Origin of the sequence: Fusobacterium necrogenes (assembly GCF_900450765.1) — a bacterium.
Lineage (GTDB): Bacteria > Fusobacteriota > Fusobacteriia > Fusobacteriales > Fusobacteriaceae > Fusobacterium_A > Fusobacterium_A necrogenes.
Genome location: NZ_UGGU01000003.1, coordinates 1,087,474 through 1,113,432 on the forward strand (window position 1 = coordinate 1,087,474; position 25,959 = coordinate 1,113,432).

The window sequence follows — 25,959 nt, forward strand, 5'->3', positions numbered from 1 at the left end:
TATTTGGTATAGATTCATTATATACTATTTTAATGTATTTTTTTTCCTATTTCAGATTTTTTTTAAAAAATTTTATTTCTATCTCTCAAAAACAATATATATATTAGGAATAATGCCTATATTCTTAAATTAAACTTTATGATGTAATTTTTATTTTTTTATAAAAATTATGAAAAATATTGTCGAAATTATAATTCTAGTCCTAAAATATTCCTGTAATTTTATTTCTTCTAACCTAATATTTATATCAAGTTTGAATAAATATATTCTAACAATAAATTTATACTTCCTAACTACAAATTGTAAAAATAAAAAAAGTACCTGTATAAAACAGGTACTTAAACTTATTAAATATTTCTAACTAGGATAAAATTAGAATGTAGTTGTGAATCCTACAGTAGCAGTTGGTTGCCATCTCCAATCTTGAGCAGAGTTAGAACCAGTTATCATATAGTTTCTATATTCAGCACCAGCTAAAGCGTAAACATTTACAAATTCTGTTGCTTTATAGCTAGCTCTTATAGCTGGATAAGCATATAGTGAATATGTGCTGCTGCTGCTTACTGGATCTATTCCATTTCCTTGAGTTAAGATTTTTTGTTGAGACCATTTGTATCCATCTACTCCACCTTCAAATACGAAATCAATTCCAAAGTTTCCATTTGTATAAAGGTTAGTAGTATTATATAAATAGAACTCTACATATGCATCAAAGTTATCTTTGTGACTTCTAGTAGGATTTAAGTTATCTAATTTTTCAGCTCTCTTTCCATAGAAGTTTTGAGTTAAATATAAGTTAAACTCAGCTGAGAATCCTGCTGGTAATGTGAAGATTGATGCTACATCTAATCCTACAAGATTAGCATAATCTGAATTATTTGTATCAGCCCATACATATCCAACTTTTGGAGCTATTTCAAATATATTAGTTTTTACATAATCATTATTGAATAAATAATCAGCAAAATCAAATCTAGCTGAATACTCTACATCTTGACTTCCAGGAGTATTTTGATAATGTACTCTTGAATTTAAGTTAATTTTAGTTCCTCCTACTGGTCCATGATTGTACCAATATCTTAATCTTGTTTCAGTTCCATCTACAAGATTTTTATCATCTAAAGAGTTATAATCTCTAATTCTTGCTTCAAAAGCTTGATTTTCACTCATATTAATTTTTGTTGTTAATTGAGTTCTTGAAGACTTATCATTTTTGTTCCAATAATTATTTTTGTCTTCAGTTTTGTCATAGTATCTGTATTGTAAATCTATTGACCCGTTAGGTCTGAATCCTTCTTCCTTATCTCTGTATACAATTACTTCTTTCTCTACTATTTGAACTGGAGCCTCCTCTACAACTACTGGAGCTGGCACAACTTCTTTAGCTGAAGCAGCTGCAGTTACAACTAATAAAGAACCTAATAAAAGTGCTAATTTTTTCATAATTACCTCTCCTTTTTCATAAATTTTCTCAAACCAGATATATAAAAATATAACTGGCATTTTCCCACTGATATAACTATACCTTATTTTCTTCCATTTGTAAATACTTTTTTTATTTTGTTACTCATCAGGCACTTATTTTTTTTAACCATACCAGCAAGAAAGCCTTCAATTTCCTGATTTCAAAGTATTTTTTCAGATTTTATTTTATTTTTTACTTTTTTTAAAAATTTTATTCAATACTATAATTTTATTTCTCGTTTTGAAATCAAAATAGGAGTCAACCTAAAATTATTTAGGCAACTCCTATACTAAACTTTTAATTAAAACTTATAGCTCCATCCAAGCTCAACATCTCCCCAATATTTTTCTGATTTAGTATCAGCTTCTCCACCTACAGCTTCATAGTGTGATACTTGATATCCATAATTAAGGAAAAGTGATAAACTTTCACTTACAGCATAATTACTTCTCAAATATAATCTATGTCTTCTAAAATCTTTAAACTCTTTATGTGGAGTTCTTGTTTTATAATCAATATCTTCATTTAATGATAGTCTATATTCAGTAGTAAAAGAAATTTTTTCTCCTGTATATATTGGAGCGTAGAATCTCAATTGATTAGATATATAATTTTCTACTTGATCATTTTTTAAAGTTCCAGTAGTTTCTATTCCTTCAACATACCAAGCAATTTTGTAATCTCCAAATTTTACTCCAATTGGGAATATTTCATATCTGAAGGCATCTGTTCCTCTTCCTTGTAAAGATTCATACCAAACATCATAATCACCATAGACATTTCCATAATTCCATCCAACTAATAAATGATATCTATCATAATCTTGTTGAAATCTTGTTTTAGCTCCTAAATAATAGCTATCATAATTTTTTACTGCTGACATCTCTAATCTTGAATTTGTATTTTGTACTCCATCCTTTGAGTCAAGTGTCCACATTTTTCCACCAATTATAGTAAAAGTCCAATCTCCATAAGTCATACCTAAATTATTAAATAACCAAGTATCTCCGATATCTCCTTGAGTTTTTCCTGAAGTATTTTCTATCTCAATTGTTTGACCAAAATTTGTTACTTTTAGTCCTTCTGCTGCAGCCCCTATTGAAACAATTCCCATTGCTGCTAGTAATAATGCTATTTTTTTCATAATTTTATCCTCCCAAATTTCCTCTGAAATATCTTTTATGAAGATTTTATGTCTCCCATCATCTTTTCTTCACAAGTCCATCATAAACTATTTTTTTTAAAAAATCAAGTACTTTTTTGTTTTTATCATTTTTTATTTTTTTATAATTGTACTTTTTTCAAAAATATTGTTGACTTATGAAATTAAATGTTATATGATAATATTAAATTATTTTGTGTTCACGAGTACATAATTTCAATTTTATCTGGAGGATACTATTATGAAAAAAGTTTTATTTGCTGCTATTTTATCATCTTTGATTTTAGCAGGATGCTCATCTGCGAGTATTGTTAATAACCCTAATGTAGATAAAAAAATTACTTGGGAAGTATCAGGAGAATTACCTGCTCAAAAAGGATATGAAAAAAATATTGGAACTGCAGGAGTTCTTTATGGTTCTATTGGTGGAAAATATATTATTGTCGGTGGAGGAGCAAACTTTCCAGTAAAATCTGTTCTTGAAGGAGGACCAAAGTTTCTATATTCTGATATCTATGTATTAAGTGAAAAAAATGGTGAACTTACAGTTGTAGAACATAATAACTTCCCACATGAAATAGGATATGGAGCATCTGTAACTACTGATGATGGAATATACTATATAGGTGGAGCTGCTACTGCTGAAAATGATAATGATATTTGGTTTTTAACAATGAAAGATGGAAAACTTGATGCTCAAAAAATAGGAGATTTACCTTTTACATTCCAAAATGGTGGAGCTGTTGAAAAAGATGGCAAATTGTATATACATACTGGAAAACAAGCTGGACAGGCTTCTAATAAATTTTACTCTTATGACTTAACAACTAAAGAGGTAAAAGAATTGGCTCCAGTTCCTGGAGAAACTAGAACTCAATCTGTTTCTCAATTACTAAATGGAGAGCTTTATGTATTTGGTGGAGGAAATTCTAAGGCTTTTGTAGATGGATATAGATACAATTTTGAGACTGACACTTGGACAGAGGTTGCTCCTATTATTATAGATGGTAAGGAAGTATCTGTTTTAGGTGCTAACTCTGTTAAACTAAATGAAAATGAAATGATGGTAATTGGTGGATTTAATAAAGAACTTTGGAATGATGCTAATTACTATTTGGGAAATTTAATGGGAGAAGAATTAGCTAGCTATAAAGCTAGTTATTTCGGAGCTGATCCTTATGAGTTTGGTTGGAACAAAAAGGTATTAATATATAATGCTGAGACTAACACTTGGAAATCTATTGGCGAAGTTCCATTTGATGCTCCTTGTGGAGAAGGTCTTGTTCTTCTTGGAAACAAAGTATTTTCTATAAATGGTGAAATTAAACCTGGAGTTAGAACTAATAAAATATTCACTGGAACAATTATAGCTAAATAATTTATTAAATTTTATTTTAAAAATTTCTTTAATAATATAAGGAAGGGATTGTTATAGTAAGTTTATAACAACCTCTTCCTTTTATAATTTATTGATTTTTTAATACTTTCTAATAAAAATAGAGATAGAATCAATAACTAAGTAATAGACTCTATCTCTAGGGGGGGAGAAATTTTATGTTAATATTATTAGCACTCTTCTCCTGAGCTTATATAGCTGGAGAAGATATATTTCATAAGGAAAATTTATGAAAAAATTATTATTTTTATATTATTTAGACTTTATTAGTTTCAAAAAAGTTTAAATTTTTTTTATTTTTTTAAAACATAAAAATAGCTGTTGAAATTAGGATTTTTCAACAGCATCTTTATTTTATAACACATTATATTTTTTTATCATAGTCTTCATTCTATTTAATGTTCTTGTTTTTCCAATTATGAATAAAACATTGTATAAATCAGCACCTCTAGCCTGTCCTGTAATTACAGCTCTAAGTGGCATATAAACTTTAGCAGGTCCTTCTCCTATTTCTTCTAAAGTTGAATGTAGGATATCTTTAGCTTCTTCTATAGTAAACTCATCTTTTTCCCAAGCCTCAAGTTTTTTTATAAATAATTTGATTGACTCTTTTCCAACAGGATCAAGTATAGACTCATTAAGCTTTTCTACACTTTTTCTTTCTTTTTTATTCATATCTTCAGTTACTACTGGAAGCTCAAATGTATCCTCAAAATAAACTGTAGACTCCTTAGCTATCTCTTTTAATGTTTGAGCAGATTCTCTTAAAATTTCTACTATTTTAACAAGAGCCTTGTATTCTTTTTCTGATACCTCATCTTTCACATAACCTAACTCTTTGAAAAAAGGTATTGCTAATTTTGTCAACTCGTCTATATCTTTCATTCTCATATGTTGATTATTTACCCAACCAAGCTTCACAAGGTCAAATACAGGGCCACCAAGAGAAACTTTATCTATATTAAAATTATCAATAAACTCTTGTAATGAGAATATCTCTTTATTCTCTCCAAATGAGTATCCCATAAGACCTAAAAAATTTATAATTCCCTCTTTTAAATATCCCTCTTCTTTATACCAGTTTAAAGAAACAGGATTTTTTCTTTTAGAAATTTTTGTTCTATCAGCATTTCTAAGTAATGGCATGTGAATGAATTCAGGTTGTTCCCACCCAAAAGCTTTATATAATTGAATATGTTTTGGTGTAGATGCTATCCACTCTTCAGCTCTTATGACATGAGTTATTCCCATCAAGTGATCATCTACAACGTTTGCTAAGTGATAAGTAGGAAAGCCATCAGCTTTTAATAAAACTTGGTCATCTATTTTATTATTTTCAAATACAATATCCCCTCTTAATCTATCATGGATAATAGTATCTCCTTCATAAGGCATCTTAAGTCTTATTACATATGGCTCTCCTGCATCTAATTTAGCTTGAATCTCCTCTGAAGTCAATGAACGACAGTGTCCATCATATCCTGGAGCCTTTCCCATAGCCTTTTGTCTCTCTCTTAATTTATCAAGCCTATCTTGAGTACAAAAACAATAATAAGCCCCTCCTTGTTCTACAAGTTTTTTAGCATAATCTCCATATAGATGAAATCTCTCTGATTGTCTATATGGCCCATACTCTCCACCTACATCTGGACCTTCTGCATAATCTAATCCTAACCAATGAAGTGCATCAAATATCATCTGTTCTGATCCTTCAGTATATCTATTTTGGTCAGTATCCTCTATTCTTAAGATAAAATCTCCTCCATTAGAATTTGCAAATGCTAAATTGAATAGTGCTATATAAGCAGTTCCTACATGAGGATCTCCTGTAGGTGACGGAGCTATTCTAGTTCTTACTTTTTTTTCCATGATTACCTCTCCTATATAAAAATAAATAGTTTTCTCTAAATTTTAACACAATTTTTATTTTTTTTAAAGAATTATTTCAATTTTTTAAAAACATTATAAAACAATTTATCAAGAATTAGTGCACTTCCATTTTATATTATTAAAAATCTTTTTTAAATTACACAATCTTTATAATTTTTTAACAGAATCTATTGCTTTATGGTATAATACTTCTGAGAGCTTCTTCATACTTTTCATTACTTTACATACATAATTAGATAAAACTCTATTTAAAATTGCTTAGTAGGAAAGTATATGATATAATTTTTCAATAAGATAAGTAGATAAATTTTAATTAGAGGTGAAATAATTTTATGTTGATAGGAATAATTGGAGCTATGAATGAAGAAGTTATAGAGTTAAAAACTATAATGACAAGTATAGTAGAGGAAAAATTAGGAGATCTTATTTTTTTTAAAGGGGAACTAAAAGATAAAAAAGTCGTTCTTGTAGAGAGTGGAATAGGAAAAGTAAACGCAGCTATCTGTGCTACACTTATGAAAACTCATTTTAATGTAGATAAACTTTTTTTTACTGGAGTAGCAGGTGGAGTAAATCCAAAAATAAATATAGGTGATATAGTTATAGGAAGTGATTTAGTAGAACATGATTTTGACTGTACAGCTTTTGGTTATGAATTAGGAAAAATTCCAAGAATGTCAGAGTATCAATTTAAAGCTGATGAAGCTCTTAAAAGAATAGCTGTTGAAGTAGCTACTGAAGTTTTTGGAGCTGAAAAAGTTTGGATAGGAAGAATAGTAAGTGGAGATCAATTTGTGGCCTCTCCTGAAAAAATAAAATGGTTAAAAGAAACATTTAATGCCTACTGTACTGAAATGGAAGGAGCAGCAGTAGCACATGTATGTTATCTTTTTGAATTACCTTTTTTAATAATAAGAGCTATATCAGATAAAGCAGATGATGATGCTAAAGTAGATTATCCAGAGTTCGTTAAATTAGCAGCAAAAAATTCCAAAACTATAATAGAGAAAATTTTAGAAAAAATATAGGAGAGTATGATGGAAATAGATAAACTATTAGATGAGTTGTACTCTTACTCTATGCACGGTATAAAACTAGGACTTGAAAATATAAAAACTCTATGTAAAGAGCTAGGGCAACCTCAAAAAAGTTATAAAGTCATACATATAGCTGGAACAAATGGTAAGGGCTCAACATCTACTACATTAGAGAGTATTTTACTAGAAGCTGGATATAAAGTAGGAAAATATACATCTCCACATATTTTAAAATTCAATGAAAGAATAAGAGCCAATGCAAAAGATATAAGTGATGAAGAAATAGTTAGATACTATCAACTCGTTAAAAATATTATAGCTAAAACTGAAATTAAACCAACATTTTTTGAAGTAACAACAGCTATGATGTTTAAATATTTTGCTGATTTAGGATTAGAATATGTAATATTAGAAACAGGTATGGGTGGAAGATTTGATGCTACTAATATATCTCCAGCTGAGATCTGTGTAATTACTAATGTGAGCTTAGATCATACTGAATACCTAGGAGATAGTATCTATAAGATAGCTAAAGAAAAAGCTGGCATTATTAAAGAGTGTAAAAAAGTCATTATAGCTGATAATAATTTAGAGTTTTTAAAAGCTATATCTGAAGAGAATGCTAAAATCATAAATGTTTTGGATAAATATAAAGCTGCTTCACTAAAACTAGATTTTAAAAAATTTATAACAGAAATTAGAATTGAAAATGAAATTTATCATTTCTCACTTTTTGGAGATTACCAATTTAAAAATTTTTTGACAGCCTATGAGGTTGCTCTACAATTAGGGATAGATAAAAAATTCATAAAAAAAGCCTGTCAAAACGTCATATGGCAATGTAGATTCGAAAGATACTCTCAAAGCCCTATGACAATATTAGATGGGGCTCATAACGAAGCTGGAATGAGTGAGCTTTGTAAAACTCTAAAACAAGGATACAAAAATGATGAGATAGTTGTAATAACTTCTATTCTTAAGGATAAAGATATAAAATCTATGCTAGCTCTTCTAAGAGATGTAGCTGATAACATTATATTTACTTCATTAGAAGATAATCCAAGAGGAACTAAAGGTGAGGAAATTATAAAATACTTAGATGATAAAAGAGGTTGTGTTGTAGAAAATAACATAAAAAAAGCCTATATTCTAGCTAAGAGTTATAATAAAAAAGTTATTATAGTTTGTGGTTCTTTTTATACCTTAAGTAAATTTAAAGAGGAAATAGATGATTAAAAAAACTGATGTTATAAAATATTTATTTTACCTTGTCGCATTAAGTATATTTACTTACTACGAATATGATTTATATTTGAAGTATTCCTACCAAAAAAAAATAAGAGATGGAATAAAAAAGGAAAAAACAGATGAAATAAAAAGATCTTTTTTACTTAGAAAAGAGGATTTTTATAAAGATACAGAGTATAAAAAAGAGTTTGAAAAATTAAAATTAAGAGAAGCAAAAGAGAAAAAACTCCTTGAGGAAGGAGGAGAAGAAAAATGAATGGCTTAGATGAAACTAGTAAAACAGTAACTATTCAAGATCTTAAAGAGTATCTTAATTTAGATCTAATAAATGAGGGCAACTTAAATTATCAAATTAAGATACCTAGTATCTATCAAATAGGTTATGAACTAATAGGTTTCTTTGAAGTTGATGAGGAATTAAATAATTACATACATATATATGGTAGAAAAGAAGCTAGATTTCTTTCAACTTTCTCTAAGGAAAAAAGAAAAAAAATATTTGATAAATATTTTCGCCATAATTTTCCAGCTCTCATAGCTACTAATGAGAGTATAATATTCCCAGAAATGGTTGAAAGTGCAAAAAAAAATAATAAAACTCTATTAAAAAGTCATATGAGAACTTCAGCTACCATAAGAGAAGCAAAATTTTTCCTTTCTAAAAGATTAGGTGAGGAAAAGATGATAGATGGCTATGTTTTTTTAGAGGTTATGGGAATAGGTGTTCTCATAACTGGATATGAAGATGCTAAATTAGGTGTTACTATTGAACTTTTAGAAAGAGGTCATAGATTGATTACTGATAACCATCTTGTGATAAAAAGAATAGCTGAAAATGATTTAGAAGGTTATAATAGAATAGATAAAAACATAATAGATAGCCACTTTTTTCTAGATAACAAAAAAGATGGAAGTAAAATAGATGTAACTACTTTATTTGGAATAAAAGCTACAAGAAAAATGAAAAGAGTAGATTTTTTAATCGTTTTAGAAGAATGGAACGAGAAAAAGTTTTATGATAGATTAGGTTTAGATGAGGTCTATGAAGAATTTTTAGGTGGGAAAATTCCTAAGCTTACTATTCCTGTAAGAAAGGGAAGAAATCTAGCAATTATCATTGAAACCGCTGCTTTGAATTATAGATTAAAGATGATGGGAGTAAACTCTGCTGAGTATTTCATGAAGGAATCCCAAAAGCTTATAACAGCTAATGGAAAAAAGCAAGGAGATAAGAGTATGAATAATGGAAAAGTACTTACAGTTAGACAATTAAAAAATAAGTTCAATCTAAAAGTTTTACTAGGAGAAGACAAGCTAGATGACACTCTAATAGAAACAACTAGTATACACAGACCATCTCTTGCCTTAGCTGGATATGTAGATAATTATGAAGATGTAGCTTATAACGGAGTCCAGATCTTTTCTAGAGCTGAATTTAAATACTTAAGCACATTATCAGAGGAAACTAGAATAAAAAATTTAAAAAATTATCTTCAATTTAAATTACCAGTTTTAGTCCTAACAGCTGATGTAGATATTCCAGATTATTTTTATAAGTTAGTAAAAGAAAGAGGTATGATACTTTGTAAAACTTCATCTAAAAAAGCTTCACAAGTAATAGCTAACTTCAATGGCTATCTAGAGACATACTTTACTCCTAGCATTTCAGTACATGGAGTCTTTCTTGAGCTTTATGGTTTTGGTGTCCTACTTACAGGTAAAAGTGGAGTTGGAAAAAGTGAAACAGCTTTGGAACTAATCCATAGAGGTCATAGACTTGTAGCTGATGACTTAGTTAAATTTGTAAAGGACACTGCTGGTGATATACTTGGAACTGCAGCTAATTTACCATATTTTATGGAAATAAGAGGTTTGGGAATAATCGATATAAAAACTTTATATGGTCTAGGAGCTGTAAGAATAAGTAAAAAATTAGATACAGTAATAGAATTAAAAGAACAAGAGAGTGAAAATGATTACCTTACAGCTGTAGATTATCAAAATAGTAATACAGAGATACTTGGAAATAAAATTTCTAAGATGACTCTTTATATATCATCTGGAAGAAATGCTGCTGCAATGGTTGAGATAGCTGTTATGAATCTTATGGCTAGTAGATTAGGACATGATCCAGAAAAACTTTATAAAGAAGGAATTAAAAGAATGACTAAAGAAGAAAGAAAAGTTTTAAGAATAGAGGAGGAAATTTGAATACTTTTTCACAGATAAAAGAGGAAATATTAAATAGAGAGAATATAGTTATAACCTCTCATGTAAGCCCAGATGGTGATGCTATTGGCTCTGGATTAGCACTTACATTAGGGCTTAAAAAATTAGGAAAAAAAGTAAGATTTATTTTACAAGATAAATACCCAGATAATGTATCTTTTTTAAAAGAGAGCAACATTGCAGAGATATATAATCCAGATGAAAAGTATGATTTTGATCTAGCAATATGTGTAGACTCTGCTACTAATGAAAGACTTGGAAAAGCCCAAAAACTACTAGAAAATAGATTTGTAATAAATATAGATCATCATATAAGTAATCCATCATACGGAGATTTAAACCATGTGGAAGAAATATCTTCTACTAGTGAGTTAGTGTATAAATTTTTGAAATTTTGTGATATAGAGTTGGATGTAAATATGGCAGAAGCTTTATACACAGGGCTTATAAATGATACTGGAAATTTTTCTCACAATAATGTTACAGCTAAAACCTTTGAAATGGCTACAGAGTTAAAAGCTTTAGGGGTTGATAATTCAAAGATTGTCAGAGAATTCTTTAACACAAGAACTATGGCAGCTGTGAAATTACTAGGAAAGGCTATGTTTGATATGAAATATGAACCAGATAAAAAATTGGTTTACTATTTCATGTCTAGGGCTGAGCTAGATAAATACAATGGTAGAAAAGAGGATACAGAGGGGATTGTAGAAAAGTTAATATCTTTTAAAGATGCTGAAGTTTCACTTTTTTTGAGAGAAGATAAACTTGGAGTAATAAAAGGAAGTCTAAGAAGTAAACACAATATAGATGTAAATGCAATAGCTTCACTTTTTAATGGTGGTGGACATCGTAAAGCAGCTGGCTTCACAACTGAGCTCTCAGCTGATGAGATAGTAGATATAATATTAAAAAAATTGTAGGTGATAGTATGAAAAAATATATTGGAATTTTTTTTACAGCTTTACTGCTGGTAGGATGTAGTAACACTGAGATAAGAAGTACAATAAAAAAAGAGGATAATATCTCTAGTCTAAGAGAGTATAATACCTATAAGGGTAGTTTAGCTCCAAAAAGAAGAGTTATAATTGGTAAAGTAAAAAATTATTCTAGATTTGGGACTCAAAGAACTGATAGTATAACTAAAGACATACTTATTTCAGAATTTTCTAACTCTGGAAGATTTAATGTATTAGAAAGGGAAGATTTAGATTCTGTGATGGAAGAACTAGCTTTTTCTAACTCACTTGGAGAAAAATCAATACTATCTAAACAAAAGTTTTTAGATACTGATTTTGTTGTTGTAGGTAGTGTAACTAAATATGACTTAAACACTACTGGAAGTAAGTCATTATTTTCTAAAAGCAAAGAGCAAAGAGCTGAAGCTGTTATTGAACTAAAGGTTATAGATGTACTAAATGGAAAAGTTTGGACAGAAACTGGAGAGGGAAGTGCTAGTGTAAAATTTGAAACTGTATTAGGAGCTGGAACATATGGTTCTTATGGAAGTTTAGAAAAAGAGGCTTTTAGAGCTGCCGTAATTCAAGGAGTTGAAAAAATAGTGAAAAAACTTGATTCTATACCTTGGACTGCTGCTGTAATTCAAAAAGATAGGAATAAGATAATTATTAACTCTGGTTTGAACAATAATCTTCAGTTAGGGACTCAAGTAAATGTTTACAAGCAAGGAAAAGCAATTGAGTATAGAGGGGAAGTTTTAGGTTATGAAGAAAGTCTTGTAGGAACAGCTACAGTTGATTCATACATAGGAAATGATGCTGCATCACTAATATATAATGGCGGAGATTTTTCATTACCAGCTATAGTAAAAATGAAATAATATAAAATATAAAGGAGAAGAATATGGAAAAAGATTTTGATATTGTATTTGTAAAACCTAAAAAATATGAAGAATGTAAAAAATGTATAGAATATATAAAAAAAGATAAGATAGTTCATATAAATCTTATGGAGCTCGATGCTAAAGAATCTCAAAGAATTTTAGATTATATCTCAGGAGCTGTATACATAAAAGAAGGGGAAATAGTAAATCCAGGTGAAAGCATTTTCTGTACAATTCCTAAAAATAAAAGTCATCTATTTGAATATAAAATGATACAAGAGAGTTATGATGAAGTGGAAGAGATTATTCCTATATATAAAAAATAGTAAGGCAATGGGCTGTTGTAAGTAAAAACTTGCAATGGCCTCACTTTTCGTTAGAGAAAGATAAATAAACTTATTTGGAGGAAATATGTTACAAGAATTTTTAAGTAATGTTGATTTAGGAACTTTTATATTTTTAGGAATAGCCTGTTTTATAGCTGCTTTTATAGATGCAGTAGCAGGTGGAGGAGGTCTTATTACTGTTCCTGCTTATCTAGCTTCTGGAATTCCAGCCCATGTTGCTCTAGGAACTAATAAAATCTCTTCTAGTATAGGAACAATAGCTAGCTCCTTAAAATTTGCAACCTCTGGAAAAGTAAACTGGGAGTTGTCAAAAAAAATAATTCCGTTCTCTTTCATTGGTGCCTTATTAGGAGTAAAAACTGTCGTTTTAATAGATTCTAAATATCTCTATCCAATAGCAATAGTATTATTATTAGTCGTTCTTATTTACACAATGATAAATAAAAAAATGGGAGAAGAAAACGATTTTATTGGACTCAATGATAGCAATATAAACGCTGGCCGAACTATGGGAGCTGTGATGGGATTTTATGACGGTTTTTTTGGTCCTGGTACTGGATCATTCCTAATTTTTGCTCTTATTAAAATTTTTAAGTTAGATTTTACTAATGCTAGTGGAAATGCTAAAATTTTAAATCTTACAAGTAATTTAGCTAGTATGTTTTTGTTCATTTTTCTTGGAAAGGTAAATTTTTTTTATTCCGTTCCAATAGGAATAATTATGATATTTGGAGCTACATTGGGAGCTAAGACAGCTGTTACAAAGGGAACTAAATTTATAAAACCAATGTTTTTAATTGTAACTTCAATAGTCTTAGTAAAAATGATAGCTGAATCTATCTTTGGAATAGATGTGGGTGGATTGATAAAAGAGTTTTTCTTAACTATTCTTTGGGTAAAATAAAAATTTATCTAAATAGTGAGGAAAACTAAGAGTTGCTTCAGACTACAAGAAATTGATTAACTAGAGCTTGTTGGATTAAAAACGCAAAACTCACTTCGTTCAAACAGTTGCGTTTTTTAGTATCCAATTTCGCTAAGTTAATCTAATTTCTTTCCGTAATTTCCACAACTCTTGAAGTTTTCCTCTTTTATTTTTTCAGCTAACTTTTATAAAAATTGAAATATTGATTATGCAACTATAAGTTCATTATTAAATTTAAGTAAGTATATTTTCGCAAATCCATAAGTTACACTCTTTAAATTAGTGAATTGGTAAAAAAATAAAAGGGACTGTTGTAAATTCTTAAGTTATTTTAATAAGATAAATTTTTATTTATCAAAAATCAGTTTTTCAATTAAATAAGCCATTCCACCCTCATCATTGGATTTAGATATGAAAGAGCAAACTTTTTTGATATCCTCATTGGCATTTTCAACACAAGCAGCTAGTCCAGCAGCTTTTAACATAGGTAAGTCATTATATGAATCCCCCACAGCTATACTCTCTTCTATTTTCATACCAAGAGTTTCTACTAAGTTCTTTAGTGCAACTCCTTTATCCACTCCAAGCTTTGTAATCTCCAAGAAAAAAGGTTTAGAAATAGCTATACTATATTTATCTCCATACTTTTCTTTTAATCTTTTCTTTACCTCTTTTAAATAACTCGGTTCTTCTAGAAGCATACATTTTACAGCTGGTCTATCAACAGTTTCTTTAAAACTTTTAACAACTTTATGTGGCATCTTTGTTAAGTTTACCTCTACATCTATATACTCACTTTCAGTTTCAGAAACAATCTCATTATCTAAATATGTAAGAATGTGACAATTATTTTCTTTTGCAAAATCATAAATTAGGTGTAGATCATCTTTTGTAAGACTAGCTTCAAAAATATTTTTTCCATTTCTACACTCTGTGATTATCGACCCATTAAATGACAAAATAAAGCTTTCATACTTTTCAAGCTCTAACTCTTTAGCCAAATCATACATTGCAAAAGTAGGTCTGCCAGAAGCTAATACAAATTTCACTCCTACTTCTTGAGCCTTTAATATAGCCTCTTTGTCTATATGAGATATTTTTTTCTCAGAATTTAAAAGAGTATCATCTAAATCTGTAAAAATAATTTTATAAGACAAAATATCACCTCAAATTTTTCTTTCAATTATATCATATTAATAATTTTTTTTCTATTTGAAGAACGAAGAATAAATGGTATAATATAGAGTAAAGTCTACAAAACTAACTAAATAAAGTGGAGGGGTAATATGTTATTTGAAGAACTTTTAGCAACAGCTAGGGAACAAAGAGCATCAGATATACACTTAGTATATGGGGAATTACCGACCTTTAGAGTAAATGGAAAACTTCTTAAAATAGGAAATGAAATTGTATGTAAAAGATTTTTATCTCTTATAGTAGATTTAATCCTAACTGAAAGAGAAAGAAATATCTTTTATCAAGAAAGAGAATTAGATTGTAGTTTTGAAGATACGAAGGGCTTTAGATACAGGGGAAATTTCCACTGGGAAAGGACAAATATAGCAGTATCTATTAGACTTATAGAAGATATGAGTAAAACAATGGAAGAATTAGGCCTACCTGAAGTATTAAAACAATTAATTAAATATAAAAAAGGACTCATACTAATAACAGGTCCTAGTGGGAGTGGTAAAAGTACAACCTTAGCTTCTATGATAGAAGAATTAAATAACACTAAAACTCTCAATATTATAACATTGGAGGATCCTATTGAATATCTTTTTAAAAGTAAGAAATCACTTATAAGGCAAAGAGAAATAGGAAAAGATACCCATTCTTTTGCTCAAGGATTAAAAAGTGTACTAAGACAAGATCCAGATGTAATAATGGTAGGAGAACTAAGAGATAGAGAGAGTATCTCAGCTGCTCTTACAGCAAGTGAAACAGGACATTTGGTCCTTGCTACTTTGCATACCAATAGTGCAAGTGAAAGTATATGCAGAATAACTGATGTTTTCCCAGCTGAAGAACAAAATGAAATAAGAGTTCAGCTAGCTTCTACACTAAAAGGAGTAATAAGTCAAAAGCTCTTGACTACAAAAGATGGAAAAAGAAGAGGAGCTTATGAAGTTCTCATATCTATACCTGCAGTTTCAAATCTAATTCTAAGTAACAAACTTAATCAAATAGATAGTGTAATAGAAAGTAACAAAAAAATAGGAATGGTTTTAATGAGAAACTATTTGGAAGAGCTATATTCTAAGGGAATAATTTCAGAACAGGAATATAGAGATAATTTAAAATAATGGAGGAGAATGTGATAATAAATTCAAATTTTCAAATAAATCATAGAAGCATAGAAGAGTTTGCAAGAGTTATGGTACCAGAAGCTTTAGATAAAAATTTGAATATCATAGTAGAAAATAAAGCTGAAAATATAGTAATTAAATTGCAGATAGATGAAAAACTTGAATCTTTTAGCTATCCAAATCAAAATGGAAAATTTGAGGATCAAGAGATAACAATGGTTAAAATATTGCTACTGAAATTTTATAATAAAAACTATTCCTGGGGAGGTCTTATGGGAGTAAGGCCGACTAAGGTTGTAAGAAGATTTTTATCTCTAGGTTATTCATACAATGATATATATAAGATCATGCAGGAATTTCTATTAGTAAGCAAGGAAAAGGTAGATTTGCTTATCAAAGTAGTAAAAAAAGAGTTAGAATTCTTAGACAGAAAGCATATCAACCTTTACATAGGAATCCCCTTTTGTCCAACAAAGTGTAAATATTGCTCTTTTGCTTCATATGAAATAGGAGGCGGAGTAGGAAAATACTATAAAGATTTCGTAAAGACTCTATTAGAAGAGATAAAAATTACTGGAGAATTTTTAAAAAATGAAAATTTTAAAGTCTCTTCCATATATATTGGAGGAGGGACACCAAGTATACTTACTGAAAAAGATTTAGAAAATATCTTGAACTCTGTAGTTGAGTATATAGATATGAGTGATGTAAGAGAATTTACATTTGAGGCTGGTAGAGAAGATACTCTAACTGATAAAAAATTAGAAATAGCAAAAAAATATGGTGTAGATAGAATAAGTTTAAATCCTCAAACCTTTAAAGAAGAAACTCTTAGAAAGGTAAATAGAAAGTTTGATAGAGAGAATTTTGAAAAATATTTTATAAAAGCTAAAAAATTGGGATTTATTGTAAATATGGATATTATTGTAGGACTTCCTGATGAAACTACAGAAGATGTACTAGCTACATTAAATGAGTTAGAAAAGTTTGATATAGAAAACTTAACTATACACACTCTAGCTTTTAAGAGAGCTTCTAATTTATTTAAGGAGAATCAAGAAAGAGTGGAGTTGAACGGAAAACTCATTACAGCTGCTATAAAAAAACTTGTAAAGAAAAAAAATATCCATCCTTATTATTTATATAGACAAAAAAATATTATGGAGTGGGGAGAAAATATTGGCTATTCAAAACTTGGTTGTGAATCAGTTTTTAACATAGAGATGATAGAGGAAAATCAACCTACTATGGGATTAGGTGGTGGAGCTATCACTAAAATTGTAATACCTGAAAATGAGTATAGAGATTATATCGAAAGATATGTTAATCCTAAAGATCCCGCTTTATATATTAAAGAGATGCGTGAAAGAATGGAAGCTAAAAAAAATTTATTTTTAAAGTTAAAAAAATAAGGGGAGCTCTATGAAAAAATTTTTAAATATTTTATTTGCCATTTTTTTAAATTTTGGAATAGCTTGTGGAAATTCTTTTGAAAATAATGAGAGTTTTGATATAATAATGAGTGATAATGTTTTAGACGAAAATAGTAAGTACTTAGATATAAATACTGCCTCTAAAGAGGAGATGTCTAACTTTGGAGTAACAACAAGGTTAGCAGGACTCATTGTAGAGTATAGAGAACAGACAGGGGGATTTAAAAATCTCAATGAATTAAAAAGAATAAAAGGAATAGGACAAGCTACCTTTGATAAACTAAGAAAAAAACTTATGATAAAGAGCAAGATAGAAAAAAAACCTCTATATATAAATGAAGCTAATGATGTACTTTTAGGATACTATGGCTTTGATAAAAAAGAGATAAAAAATATTAGAAAATATCTAAATAAAAATTCTAGAATTAATAGTAATTTAGACTTAATGAAAGTATTAAGTGAAAAAAATTATAGAAAATATAAATCAATTGTTAGATATGATAAATTTTAGAAAGAGAGTGATACAAAAATGGGAAAACTAATACGAGGAGTCAGCAAAAATGCTAGATTTTTTGTTGTAGATACAACAGATATAGTTCAAAAAGCACAAGATATTCATAAATGTAGCCCAACAGCTATTGACGCCTTTGGAAGATTGCTTACAGCTGGAGTAATAATGGGAAGTACACTAAAAGGAAATGATGTACTAACTCTTAGAACAGATACAAATGGATTGTTAAATAATATGGTAGTAACTGCTGATACTAATGGAGTAAAAGGGTATCTATCAAATCCAAGTGCTGATGTACCTTTAAAAGATAATGGGAAATCAGATGTAGGAGGATTAGTTGGAAAAGGTATCCTTAAAGTGATCAAAGATATGGGATTAAAAGAACCATATGTAGGATTATCAGAGATGAATTCTGGAGAGATAGCTCAAGATTTAGCTTATTATTTTTATAACTCTGAGCAAACTCCAACTGTAATAGCATTGGGAGTAAAGTTAAAAGATGAAAATACAGTAGAATATGCTGGTGGATATATGATACAACTTCTTCCAGGAGTAGAAGATGAGTTTATAACAGCTTTAGAGCAAAAAATAGAAGCTATTAGACCTATGACAGAACTTATGGCTGGTGGAATGGATATAAAGAGAATAGCAAAGCTTTTATATGAGGATATGAGCGATGAAACTTATGAAAAATTAGTAGAACCATATGAAATATTAGAAGAAAAAGATGTAAAATATAGCTGTAATTGCTCAAGTGATAAATTTTATAGAGGACTTATAACTTTAGGAAAAGAACAATTAAAGGATATATTTAGCAAAGAGAAAGAGTTAGAAGCAGAGTGCCACTTCTGTGGAAAAAAATATAAATTTAAAGAGGAAGATTTTGCTGAAATTTTAAAATAATTATTTAATATTATTTATTGGAGAGAAAAAGGATGAAATTTAACTATATAGATGTAGAGAATTGGAAGAGAAAATCTCACTATAAACATTATTTAGATGATATTCCTTGTACTTATAGTATGACAACTAAATTAGATGTTACTAAGATAGTGACAGAGCAAAAAAAGATATATCCAACAATGCTTTACCATATAACAAAAATAGTAAATAGGTACGAAGAGTTTAGAATCGCATTAGATAGCGAAGGAAGAGTGGGATATTTTGATGAGATGTTGCCTTGCTATACAGTTTTTCATAAAGAGAGTGAAACTTTTTCAAATATTTGGACTGAATACTCTGAAGATTATGAGATGTTTTGTAAAAATTATAGAGAGGATATTGAAAAGTATGGGAAAAATTTGGAGATGGAAGGGAAACCAAATACTCCTATAAATAGTTTTCCTATTTCAATGATACCTTGGGAAAGTTTTGAAGGATTTAATCTCAATCTACAAAAAGGGTATGGATATTTACTTCCAATTTTTACTCTTGGAAAATATTATAGAGATGGAGAAAAATATTTAATGCCAATAGCTATACAGGTACATCATTCTGTTTGTGATGGATTTCATCTTTGTAGATTTTTAGATAGTTTAAGAAAATCATTAGGAGAGTAGTATGAAGTTGATAGATTCACATGCTCACTTAGACAATGAACAATTTGATGAGGATAGAGCAGAGGTTTTAGAGAGAATAAAAAAGAATTTAGAGTTTGCTGTAAATATTGGATATGATATAGAGAGTAGTAGAAGAAGTGTAAAATATGCTAATGAACATGATTTTATCTATGCAGTAGTTGGAGTACATCCTATTGATATAGAGGGGTATTCTGATGAGGTAGAAAAAGAGTTAGAAGAGTTGGCTCGTGATAAAAAAGTTCTAGCAATAGGAGAGATAGGACTAGATTATCACTGGATGACTCAACCTAAAGAGGTACAACAAAAGTTTTTTAGAAGACAGATGGAATTAGCTAGACGTGTAGGAAAACCTGTTGTAATACACTCTAGAGATGCTATGGAAGATACTTTAACTATTTTAAAAGAGTTTCCAGATGTGGGAGGAATATTCCACTGTTATCCCGGTTCGGTAGAATCTGCTAAAGAGGTAATAGATAGATATTATCTTGGAATAGGTGGAGTACTTACTTTTAAAAATGCTAAAACTTTAGTTAAAGTTGTAGAAAATATTTCACTAGATAAATTGATATTAGAAACTGATTGTCCATATATGGCTCCTACTCCTCATAGAGGAAAGAGAAATGAGCCTATGTATGTTCAATATGTAGCTGAAAAAATTGCACAGATAAAGGGAATTTCTGTAGAAGAGGTAGCTAAAGCTACTAATGAAAATACTAAAAAAGCTTATAAAATGGTATAAGGGGAAAAAATGATAATTTGTCCTGTTTGTAAAAAAGATTTAATTAGAAATGAAAAAACTTATGGATGTAAAAATAATCATTCTTTTGATATGGGAAAACAAGGTTATCTAAATTTATTACTTTCTAATCAGAAACACAGCAAGACTCCTGGGGATGATAAGGAGATGATACTTAGTAGAAAGAGATTTTTAGAAAAGGATTACTATAAAATAATATCTGATAGAGTAAACTCTCTTATCCTTGAAAATCTAGGAGATAAAAAAAGTGTGAATATTTTAGATATTGGTTGTGGTGAAGGATATTATACAGGGAACATTAAAAAATTTTTAGAAAATCTAGGAGTAGAGAGTAATATAATAGGGATAGATATCTCTAAGGAAGCTATTATAAGTGCAGCTAAAACATATAAAAATATAGATTGGTTAGTGGCTAGTGCTATGAATATTCCATTAGCTAATGAGAGCATGGACTTTGTAATATGTATGTTTGCTAAAATTGTTCCAGAAGAGAAGATGAGAGTTTTAAAAAATAGTGGAAAGTTGATAGTAGTTTCTACTGGAGAAAAACATCTAATAGAATTAAAAGAGGTGGTCTATGAAAATGTGAGAACTGAGTTCTACTCTCCAGTTAAAGATTTAAAAATATTTAAACATTGTAAAACTATCAACTGTACAGGAAAATCTTTTATTGCTGAAAATGAGAGTATAAGAAATCTTTTTGATATGACACCATATAAATGGAAAAGTCCAAAAGATGGAATAGAGAAATTATTTTCTTTAGATAGTTTAGAGATTACTATTGATGTAAATATAGATATATTTGAAAAGGAATAAAAATGATACGAGGAATAGGAAATGATATTGTCGAAATAGCTAGAATAGAAAAAGCTATAAAAAATGAAAGCTTTAAAAAAAGAGTTTATACTGAAAATGAAATAGAACTTTTAGAAAAAAAAGGAGCTGTTAAAGTAGCTAGCTATGCTGGAAGATTTTCAGCTAAAGAAGCTATATCAAAAGCTATGGGAACAGGAGTAAGAGGATTTAATCTTATAGATATAGAGATACTAAATGACAAATTTGGAAAACCATTAGTAGTTTTTAAAAATGAATTGAAGGAAAAGATGAAAAATAAAAAAATAGAACTTTCTATTTCTCACTCAAAAGAATATGCTACAGCTGTAGCATTAATTTTAGAAAAGGAGAAAAATGATAAGTAAGGAGTTTTATAAAGAGTTAGAAGAGTTTATTGAAAATCTTCCAGATAAAAAAGATGATGTAAAAATACTTAATTTTGTAGTAGAAAAACTTGACTCTATCCCAAAAGAGGTACAAAAATTTATAGCGAATAAAACAGGGATTTTAGAAATTAGTATTGAAAATACTATAAATTTTTACCCTAAATTTCGAAACAAAGTAAGTGATTTAAAAGAAGTTATTATCTGTACTGGAATGATTTGTGGACAGATGAATGGACATAAGATATATAAAGAACTTATGGAAATGTTAGAAGTAGATAGTAATGGAATTTCTAAAAATAGAAAAATCATACTTTTAACAAAAAGATGTCTTGGGAGATGTAAAAAAGCACCAAATATCTCCATAGATGGAGAGATATACAGTTTGGTCAATTTAAAAAATATAAAGAAAATATTAGGATTATAGGAGGGTATTTTGGATATACTAGATATAAAAAGAGAATTTTTTGAATACAAAAAAAAGATAGAAAATATTAGGGGGTCTCTTTGACTTAGCAAAAAGAGAAAATAAAATAGCAGAACTTGAGAAAAAAACTATGGAAGATAACTTCTGGAACGATAAGAGAACAAGTTCAGCTATAATAAAAGAGATGAACGCAGAAAAAGAACTAGTAACTGAGTTTAAAAACTTAGTGGCAGAGCTTGAAAATGAAGAGGTACTAATAGAGTTTGTAGAACATGGAGAAACTGATTTCCAAGAGGAACTAGAAGAGAAACATCTTATCTTAGGAAAAGATGTAGAGCATTTTGATACTAGACTTCTATTAGATGGAGATTATGATTCAAATAATGCAATAGTTACTATACATTCTGGAGCTGGTGGTACAGAGGCTTGTGACTGGGCTGATATGCTATATAGAATGTATTCAAGATGGTGTAGTGATAAAAAGTATAAAATTAGTGAGATGGATTTTATGCCTGGAGATAGTGTGGGTATAAAATCGATAACTTTTATGGTAGAAGGAATAAATGCCTTTGGATATCTAAAGAGTGAAAAAGGAGTACATAGACTTGTAAGAATATCTCCTTTTGATGCTAATAAGAAAAGACACACTTCTTTTGCTTCTGTTGAGGTAGTACCAGAAGTAGATGATAGTATTGAAGTAAATATCGATCCATCAGATATTAGAATAGATACATATAGAGCTAGTGGAGCAGGTGGACAACACGTAAATATGACTGACTCAGCTGTTAGAATTACACATTTTCCAACAGGAATAGTAGTAACTTGTCAAAGAGAAAGATCTCAACTAAGTAATAGAGAAACTGCTATGAAACTTTTAAAATCTAAGCTAATAGAATTAGAGATGAAAAAGAAAGAGGAAAAACTTAAAAAACTGCAAGGAGAGCAAAGTGATATAGGGTGGGGAAATCAAATACGTTCATATGTATTTCAACCTTATACATTAGTAAAAGATCACAGAACAAATTGTGATTCTGGAAATATTAAAGCTGTGATGGATGGAGATATTGATATTTTTATTAATGGATATTTAAGATGGAATAAAAATAGATAAGATTAGTATTAAAAACTAATATTAAAAAAATTTTATTTTAAAATCATGAATATTATTTTTTTATTTTCCATGTTATAATAATATTAAATTTTATTCGGGGAGTTAATAATGAAAAATTTTTCTTACAAATTACAGTTTATTATTATTATGTTCTTCTATAAGTTAATACTTTTACTGCCAGAAAAACTTAGATTCAAATTTGGAGATTTTTTGGGAATTGCCATGTATAAACTTGTAAAAAAAAGAAGACTTATTGCTACTACTAACCTTAAAATGGCTTTTCCTGAAAAAAATATAAAAGAGATTGAGCAAATAGCTATAGAATCTTTCAAAATAATGATAAAAGCTTTTCTTTGTACACTTTGGTTCAATCAATATTTAAAAGATCCTAATAAAGTTACTATAGAAAATAGGGAGATCCTAGATAAAGCTTACAGTCAAAATAAGGGAGTAATTGCAGCTCTAATGCATATGGGAAATATGGAGGCCATTATTAAAGCTGCCGAAGGTTATAGTGTTGTTACTGTTGCAAAAGAACAAAGAAATCCATATCTCAATAAATTTATAAATGAAAGTAGAAAAAACGATCTAAATCTTACTGTTTTCTCTAAGAACAAATCTACAAGTAAAGAGCTAATCAAACGTCTAAATAACAAAGAGATTTTTGCTCTTTTTAGTGATCATAGAGATAAAGGTGCTATGATAAATTTTTTTGGAATGGAAGCAAAAGCTCCTACTGGTGCTGTATCTTTAGCTTTAAAATTTGATATACCTTTAATTTGGGGTTATAATTACTTCAGACCTGATAACAGTTGTGTTTCTGTTGTAAGAGACTTTACTCTCATTAAAACTGAAAATTTCAAAGAAGATGTGATAAATAATACACAACGTCTTATTACAGAGATGGAAGAAGTGATAAGAAAATATCCTGAACAATGGATGTGGTTTCATGACAGATGGAGTCTATACAGCAAATTATATAAGAAAAGAAAATAGAATTTAATTTTATCATAAAAAATCTTGGTGTTGATGAGAAATCATTGACACCTTTTTTTATTTAAAGAGCTAATACTTATTTATATTAGTTGGTATCAATGAGAAAATAGTAGTAAAATTATAGAAGGTGTGGAAAGTAAAGATAATAAGAAATCTATCTTACTAAAATTTTAGTAAGATAGAATATGGAGTTAAAAAGTAAAAAAGTACTGTGCTAAAATTTAAGTGTAGTGAGATTAAGGGATAAAATATCATTAGATAGATGATAATAAATATTACATAGAGCTAGATAGATGCAGAGTAAAAGAGATAATCAAGTTAGGTTAGATTTTTGATGGGAAAAGGTAATTAGTTCTATTGAAAATAGAAAGCTTGTACTAGAAAGTAGAGTTACTACATAATCTAGGTAGTAGCTCTATTTTTATTTGTAAAAAAATATGGTAAAATATATAGGAGAAAATTTGATAAATGGAGGGATAAGATGAAGGTAGCAATATTAGGAGCTGGATACATAGGTGGTATCATGGCACAAACAATAAAAGGAATGGCTCATGAGGATATAGAACTATATGCAGTAGGGGCAAGAAATATAAAAAGGGCAGAGGAATTTGCAAAGAAGTATAGTATAAAAAAAGCTTATGGAAGCTATGAAGAGTTGGTAAAAGATAAAAAGATAGACTTAGTATATATAGCAACTCCACACTCTCATCACTATCAACATGGAAAATTATGTATAGAGAATGGGAAAAATATTCTATGTGAAAAAGCTTTTACAGTGAATGAAGAGCAAGCTAGAGAGTTATTTAGATTAGCTAAGGAGAAAAATATATTTATAACAGAGGCAATCTGGACAAGATATATGCCATCAAGAGAGATAATAAATGGAATTATAAAATCTGGAGAGTTAGGAGAGGTGCATACTATTCAAGCTAATCTAGGTTATCCTATAAAAAATGTAGAGAGAATGAGAAAGCCAGAGCTAGCTGGTGGAGCATTATTAGATTTAGGAGTTTATCCAATTAACTTTTCTATGATGGTATTTGGAGATGAGGTAAAGGATATTCAAGCTCATGCTGTATTTTCTCCAGAGGGAATAGATTTTACAGATAGTATTACTCTTTTCTGGGAAGGTGGAAAGATGGCAACACTACATGCTACAATGCTTACAGCCACAGATAGAATGGGATATATCTATGGAGAAGAGGGGTATTTAGCTATTACAAATATAAATAATCCTGAAAAAATAGAGCAATTTGATAAGGAACATAGATTAGTAAAAACTTATGAGATACCAAAACAGGTAAGTGGATATGAGTATGAGGTAATAGCATCTTATGAAGCTATAAAAAATGGTAAGTTAGAGTGTGAAGAGATGCCACATGAGATAACTTTAAAAGTGATGAATGTGATGGATAGTATTCGTAAACAATGGGGAATGAAATTTCCTTGTGAAAGTTTATAAATTAAAAAAGAAACTTTGTAAAATAATTTACAGAGTTTCTTTTCTAGCAATATAATTTTTATTTCTTTATGAGTTTTTCAAAAGTTTCAAGAGCTTTTAAAGCAATCTTAGTATCTTCACTACTATGGGCTCCTCCAACTCCTATTCCTCCAACTACAGTATTATTTATCTTTATAGGAAGCCCTCCTTCCATAGCACTAAAATTTTTATCTAGATATCTTATATCTTCTGGAATATTTCCAGATTTTATTCCATTTAAAATCTCAAGTGTTGGTCTTTTTTGTGAAGCAGCTGTATAAGCTTTTTTATAACTAGCAGAAATGGTGTGTACTCCAGCATCTTCACTTCTTATTACTCCTAAAGTTTGCCCTGATTTATCAACTATTGTTATAGTAACATTAAAGTTTTTAGAATTAGCATCTTCAAATCCGCTCTGTAACATTGCTATAACTTGCTCTCCTGTAAGAACCTCTTGAGTTTTTATCTTTGTGTCAGCAAGTGCTGTAAAAGATAAAGATAACAAAATAAAAAGAATTATCGTTTTCATAATTATTACTCCTTTACATCTTAATTTTAAATACTTTTTAATAATCAATTTAGGCCTTTTATTAACC

The 25,959-nt window shown here is 29.1% G+C and carries 26 protein-coding genes; 21 read left to right on the top strand and 5 right to left on the bottom strand.

Translation table 11 applies throughout. The features are described from left to right. Positions 1–372: 372 nt before the first annotated feature. Positions 373–1,443, bottom strand: coding sequence for a major outer membrane protein FomA (gene fomA / locus DYA59_RS05300; protein ID WP_115271498.1), 1,071 nt, complete (start codon positions 1,441–1,443; stop codon positions 373–375). Positions 1,444–1,766: 323 nt separating this feature from the next. Next, positions 1,767–2,609, bottom strand: a complete 843-nt coding sequence (locus tag DYA59_RS05305; protein ID WP_115270088.1) for a hypothetical protein — start codon at positions 2,607–2,609, stop codon at positions 1,767–1,769. Positions 2,610–2,868: 259 nt separating this feature from the next. On the opposite strand from DYA59_RS05305, the gene DYA59_RS05310 reads away from it, so the two are divergent. Beyond that, positions 2,869–4,005 (top strand): cyclically-permuted mutarotase family protein, encoded by a 1,137-nt coding sequence (locus tag DYA59_RS05310; protein ID WP_115270090.1) that lies wholly within the window; start codon positions 2,869–2,871, stop codon positions 4,003–4,005. A gap of 372 nt (positions 4,006–4,377) precedes the next feature. Here the strand turns inward: DYA59_RS05310 and gltX are convergent, their stop codons facing one another. Next, positions 4,378–5,892 (bottom strand): glutamate--tRNA ligase, encoded by a 1,515-nt coding sequence (gene gltX, locus DYA59_RS05315; protein ID WP_115270092.1) that lies wholly within the window; start codon positions 5,890–5,892, stop codon positions 4,378–4,380. A gap of 353 nt (positions 5,893–6,245) precedes the next feature. On the opposite strand from gltX, the gene DYA59_RS05320 reads away from it, so the two are divergent. The 8 genes from DYA59_RS05320 to DYA59_RS05355 all read left to right on the top strand — a co-directional run bounded on the left by DYA59_RS05320 (position 6,246) and on the right by DYA59_RS05355 (position 13,521). After that, positions 6,246–6,941: a 5'-methylthioadenosine/adenosylhomocysteine nucleosidase gene (locus DYA59_RS05320; RefSeq protein ID WP_115270094.1), complete on the top strand. Its 696-nt coding sequence runs from the start codon at positions 6,246–6,248 to the stop codon at positions 6,939–6,941. Positions 6,942–6,950: 9 nt separating this feature from the next. Further along, entirely contained in the window at positions 6,951–8,186 is a 1,236-nt protein-coding gene (locus DYA59_RS05325) for a bifunctional folylpolyglutamate synthase/dihydrofolate synthase (protein WP_115270096.1), read from the top strand. Beyond that, a complete protein-coding gene (locus DYA59_RS05330; RefSeq protein ID WP_115270098.1) occupies positions 8,179–8,454 on the top strand; it encodes a hypothetical protein in 276 nt (91 codons plus the stop codon). Before DYA59_RS05325 ends, DYA59_RS05330 begins: the two co-directional genes overlap by 8 nt. Further along, positions 8,451–10,409 (top strand): HPr(Ser) kinase/phosphatase, encoded by a 1,959-nt coding sequence (gene hprK, locus DYA59_RS05335; protein ID WP_115270100.1) that lies wholly within the window; start codon positions 8,451–8,453, stop codon positions 10,407–10,409. The genes DYA59_RS05330 and hprK overlap by 4 nt, the downstream gene beginning before the upstream one ends. Further along, positions 10,406–11,350 (top strand): DHH family phosphoesterase, encoded by a 945-nt coding sequence (locus tag DYA59_RS05340; protein ID WP_115270102.1) that lies wholly within the window; start codon positions 10,406–10,408, stop codon positions 11,348–11,350. Before hprK ends, DYA59_RS05340 begins: the two co-directional genes overlap by 4 nt. A gap of 8 nt (positions 11,351–11,358) precedes the next feature. Beyond that, the gene (locus DYA59_RS05345; protein WP_115270104.1) at positions 11,359–12,267 is read left to right on the top strand and encodes a CsgG/HfaB family protein; all 909 of its coding nucleotides are present in this window, start codon (positions 11,359–11,361) and stop codon (positions 12,265–12,267) included. Positions 12,268–12,290: 23 nt separating this feature from the next. Continuing rightward, on the top strand, positions 12,291–12,596 hold the full coding sequence (locus DYA59_RS05350) for a cell division protein SepF (RefSeq protein ID WP_115270106.1): 306 nt from the start codon (positions 12,291–12,293) through the stop codon (positions 12,594–12,596). 85 nt (positions 12,597–12,681) lie between these two features. Beyond that, complete coding sequence (locus DYA59_RS05355; protein WP_115270108.1) at positions 12,682–13,521, top strand: sulfite exporter TauE/SafE family protein; 840 nt, start codon at positions 12,682–12,684, stop codon at positions 13,519–13,521. A gap of 368 nt (positions 13,522–13,889) precedes the next feature. Here DYA59_RS05355 and DYA59_RS05360 read toward each other — a convergent pair whose 3' ends face one another. Next, positions 13,890–14,699 (bottom strand): Cof-type HAD-IIB family hydrolase, encoded by an 810-nt coding sequence (locus DYA59_RS05360; RefSeq protein ID WP_115270110.1) that lies wholly within the window; start codon positions 14,697–14,699, stop codon positions 13,890–13,892. Positions 14,700–14,828: 129 nt separating this feature from the next. Here DYA59_RS05360 and DYA59_RS05365 point away from each other — a divergent pair, with 129 nt between their 5' ends. The 12 genes from DYA59_RS05365 to DYA59_RS05420 all read left to right on the top strand — a co-directional run bounded on the left by DYA59_RS05365 (position 14,829) and on the right by DYA59_RS05420 (position 25,345). Then, positions 14,829–15,848: a type IV pilus twitching motility protein PilT gene (locus tag DYA59_RS05365; RefSeq protein WP_115270112.1), complete on the top strand. Its 1,020-nt coding sequence runs from the start codon at positions 14,829–14,831 to the stop codon at positions 15,846–15,848. Positions 15,849–15,859: 11 nt separating this feature from the next. Next, positions 15,860–17,263 carry a coproporphyrinogen III oxidase gene (locus DYA59_RS05370; protein WP_115270114.1) on the top strand — a complete coding sequence of 468 codons (1,404 nt, stop codon included), beginning with the start codon at positions 15,860–15,862 and terminating at the stop codon, positions 17,261–17,263. A 10-nt stretch (positions 17,264–17,273) separates the two neighbouring features. Next, positions 17,274–17,795: a ComEA family DNA-binding protein gene (locus tag DYA59_RS05375; RefSeq protein ID WP_115270116.1), complete on the top strand. Its 522-nt coding sequence runs from the start codon at positions 17,274–17,276 to the stop codon at positions 17,793–17,795. A gap of 18 nt (positions 17,796–17,813) precedes the next feature. Continuing rightward, complete coding sequence (gene hslO, locus DYA59_RS05380) at positions 17,814–18,698, top strand: Hsp33 family molecular chaperone HslO (protein ID WP_115270118.1); 885 nt, start codon at positions 17,814–17,816, stop codon at positions 18,696–18,698. Positions 18,699–18,730: 32 nt separating this feature from the next. Next, on the top strand, positions 18,731–19,354 hold the full coding sequence (catA, locus tag DYA59_RS05385) for a type A chloramphenicol O-acetyltransferase (RefSeq protein ID WP_115270120.1): 624 nt from the start codon (positions 18,731–18,733) through the stop codon (positions 19,352–19,354). A 1-nt stretch (position 19,355) separates the two neighbouring features. Next, complete coding sequence (locus DYA59_RS05390) at positions 19,356–20,114, top strand: TatD family hydrolase (protein ID WP_115270122.1); 759 nt, start codon at positions 19,356–19,358, stop codon at positions 20,112–20,114. Between the two features lie 9 nt (positions 20,115–20,123). Beyond that, positions 20,124–20,948 carry a putative RNA methyltransferase gene (locus tag DYA59_RS05395; protein ID WP_115270124.1) on the top strand — a complete coding sequence of 275 codons (825 nt, stop codon included), beginning with the start codon at positions 20,124–20,126 and terminating at the stop codon, positions 20,946–20,948. Positions 20,949–20,950: 2 nt separating this feature from the next. Next, positions 20,951–21,331: a holo-ACP synthase gene (gene acpS, locus DYA59_RS05400; protein WP_115270126.1), complete on the top strand. Its 381-nt coding sequence runs from the start codon at positions 20,951–20,953 to the stop codon at positions 21,329–21,331. Continuing rightward, positions 21,321–21,776 carry an NADH-quinone oxidoreductase subunit NuoE family protein gene (locus tag DYA59_RS05405; protein ID WP_115270128.1) on the top strand — a complete coding sequence of 152 codons (456 nt, stop codon included), beginning with the start codon at positions 21,321–21,323 and terminating at the stop codon, positions 21,774–21,776. Before acpS ends, DYA59_RS05405 begins: the two co-directional genes overlap by 11 nt. A gap of 9 nt (positions 21,777–21,785) precedes the next feature. After that, positions 21,786–22,887, top strand: a protein-coding gene (gene prfB / locus DYA59_RS05410; protein WP_177865526.1) for a peptide chain release factor 2 whose coding sequence is annotated in 2 segments (ribosomal slippage) — positions 21,786–21,857 and positions 21,859–22,887 — 1,101 coding nt in all. Because the reading frame shifts where the segments join, the coding sequence is not laid out codon by codon here. Positions 22,888–22,995: 108 nt separating this feature from the next. Further along, a complete protein-coding gene (locus tag DYA59_RS05415; RefSeq protein WP_115270130.1) occupies positions 22,996–23,883 on the top strand; it encodes a lysophospholipid acyltransferase family protein in 888 nt (295 codons plus the stop codon). Positions 23,884–24,364: 481 nt separating this feature from the next. Continuing rightward, positions 24,365–25,345, top strand: a complete 981-nt coding sequence (locus tag DYA59_RS05420) for a Gfo/Idh/MocA family protein (RefSeq protein WP_115270132.1) — start codon at positions 24,365–24,367, stop codon at positions 25,343–25,345. Between the two features lie 58 nt (positions 25,346–25,403). Here the strand turns inward: DYA59_RS05420 and DYA59_RS05425 are convergent, their stop codons facing one another. Then, positions 25,404–25,892, bottom strand: a complete 489-nt coding sequence (locus tag DYA59_RS05425; protein WP_115270135.1) for a GlcG/HbpS family heme-binding protein — start codon at positions 25,890–25,892, stop codon at positions 25,404–25,406. Between the last annotated feature and the right edge of the window lie 67 nt (positions 25,893–25,959).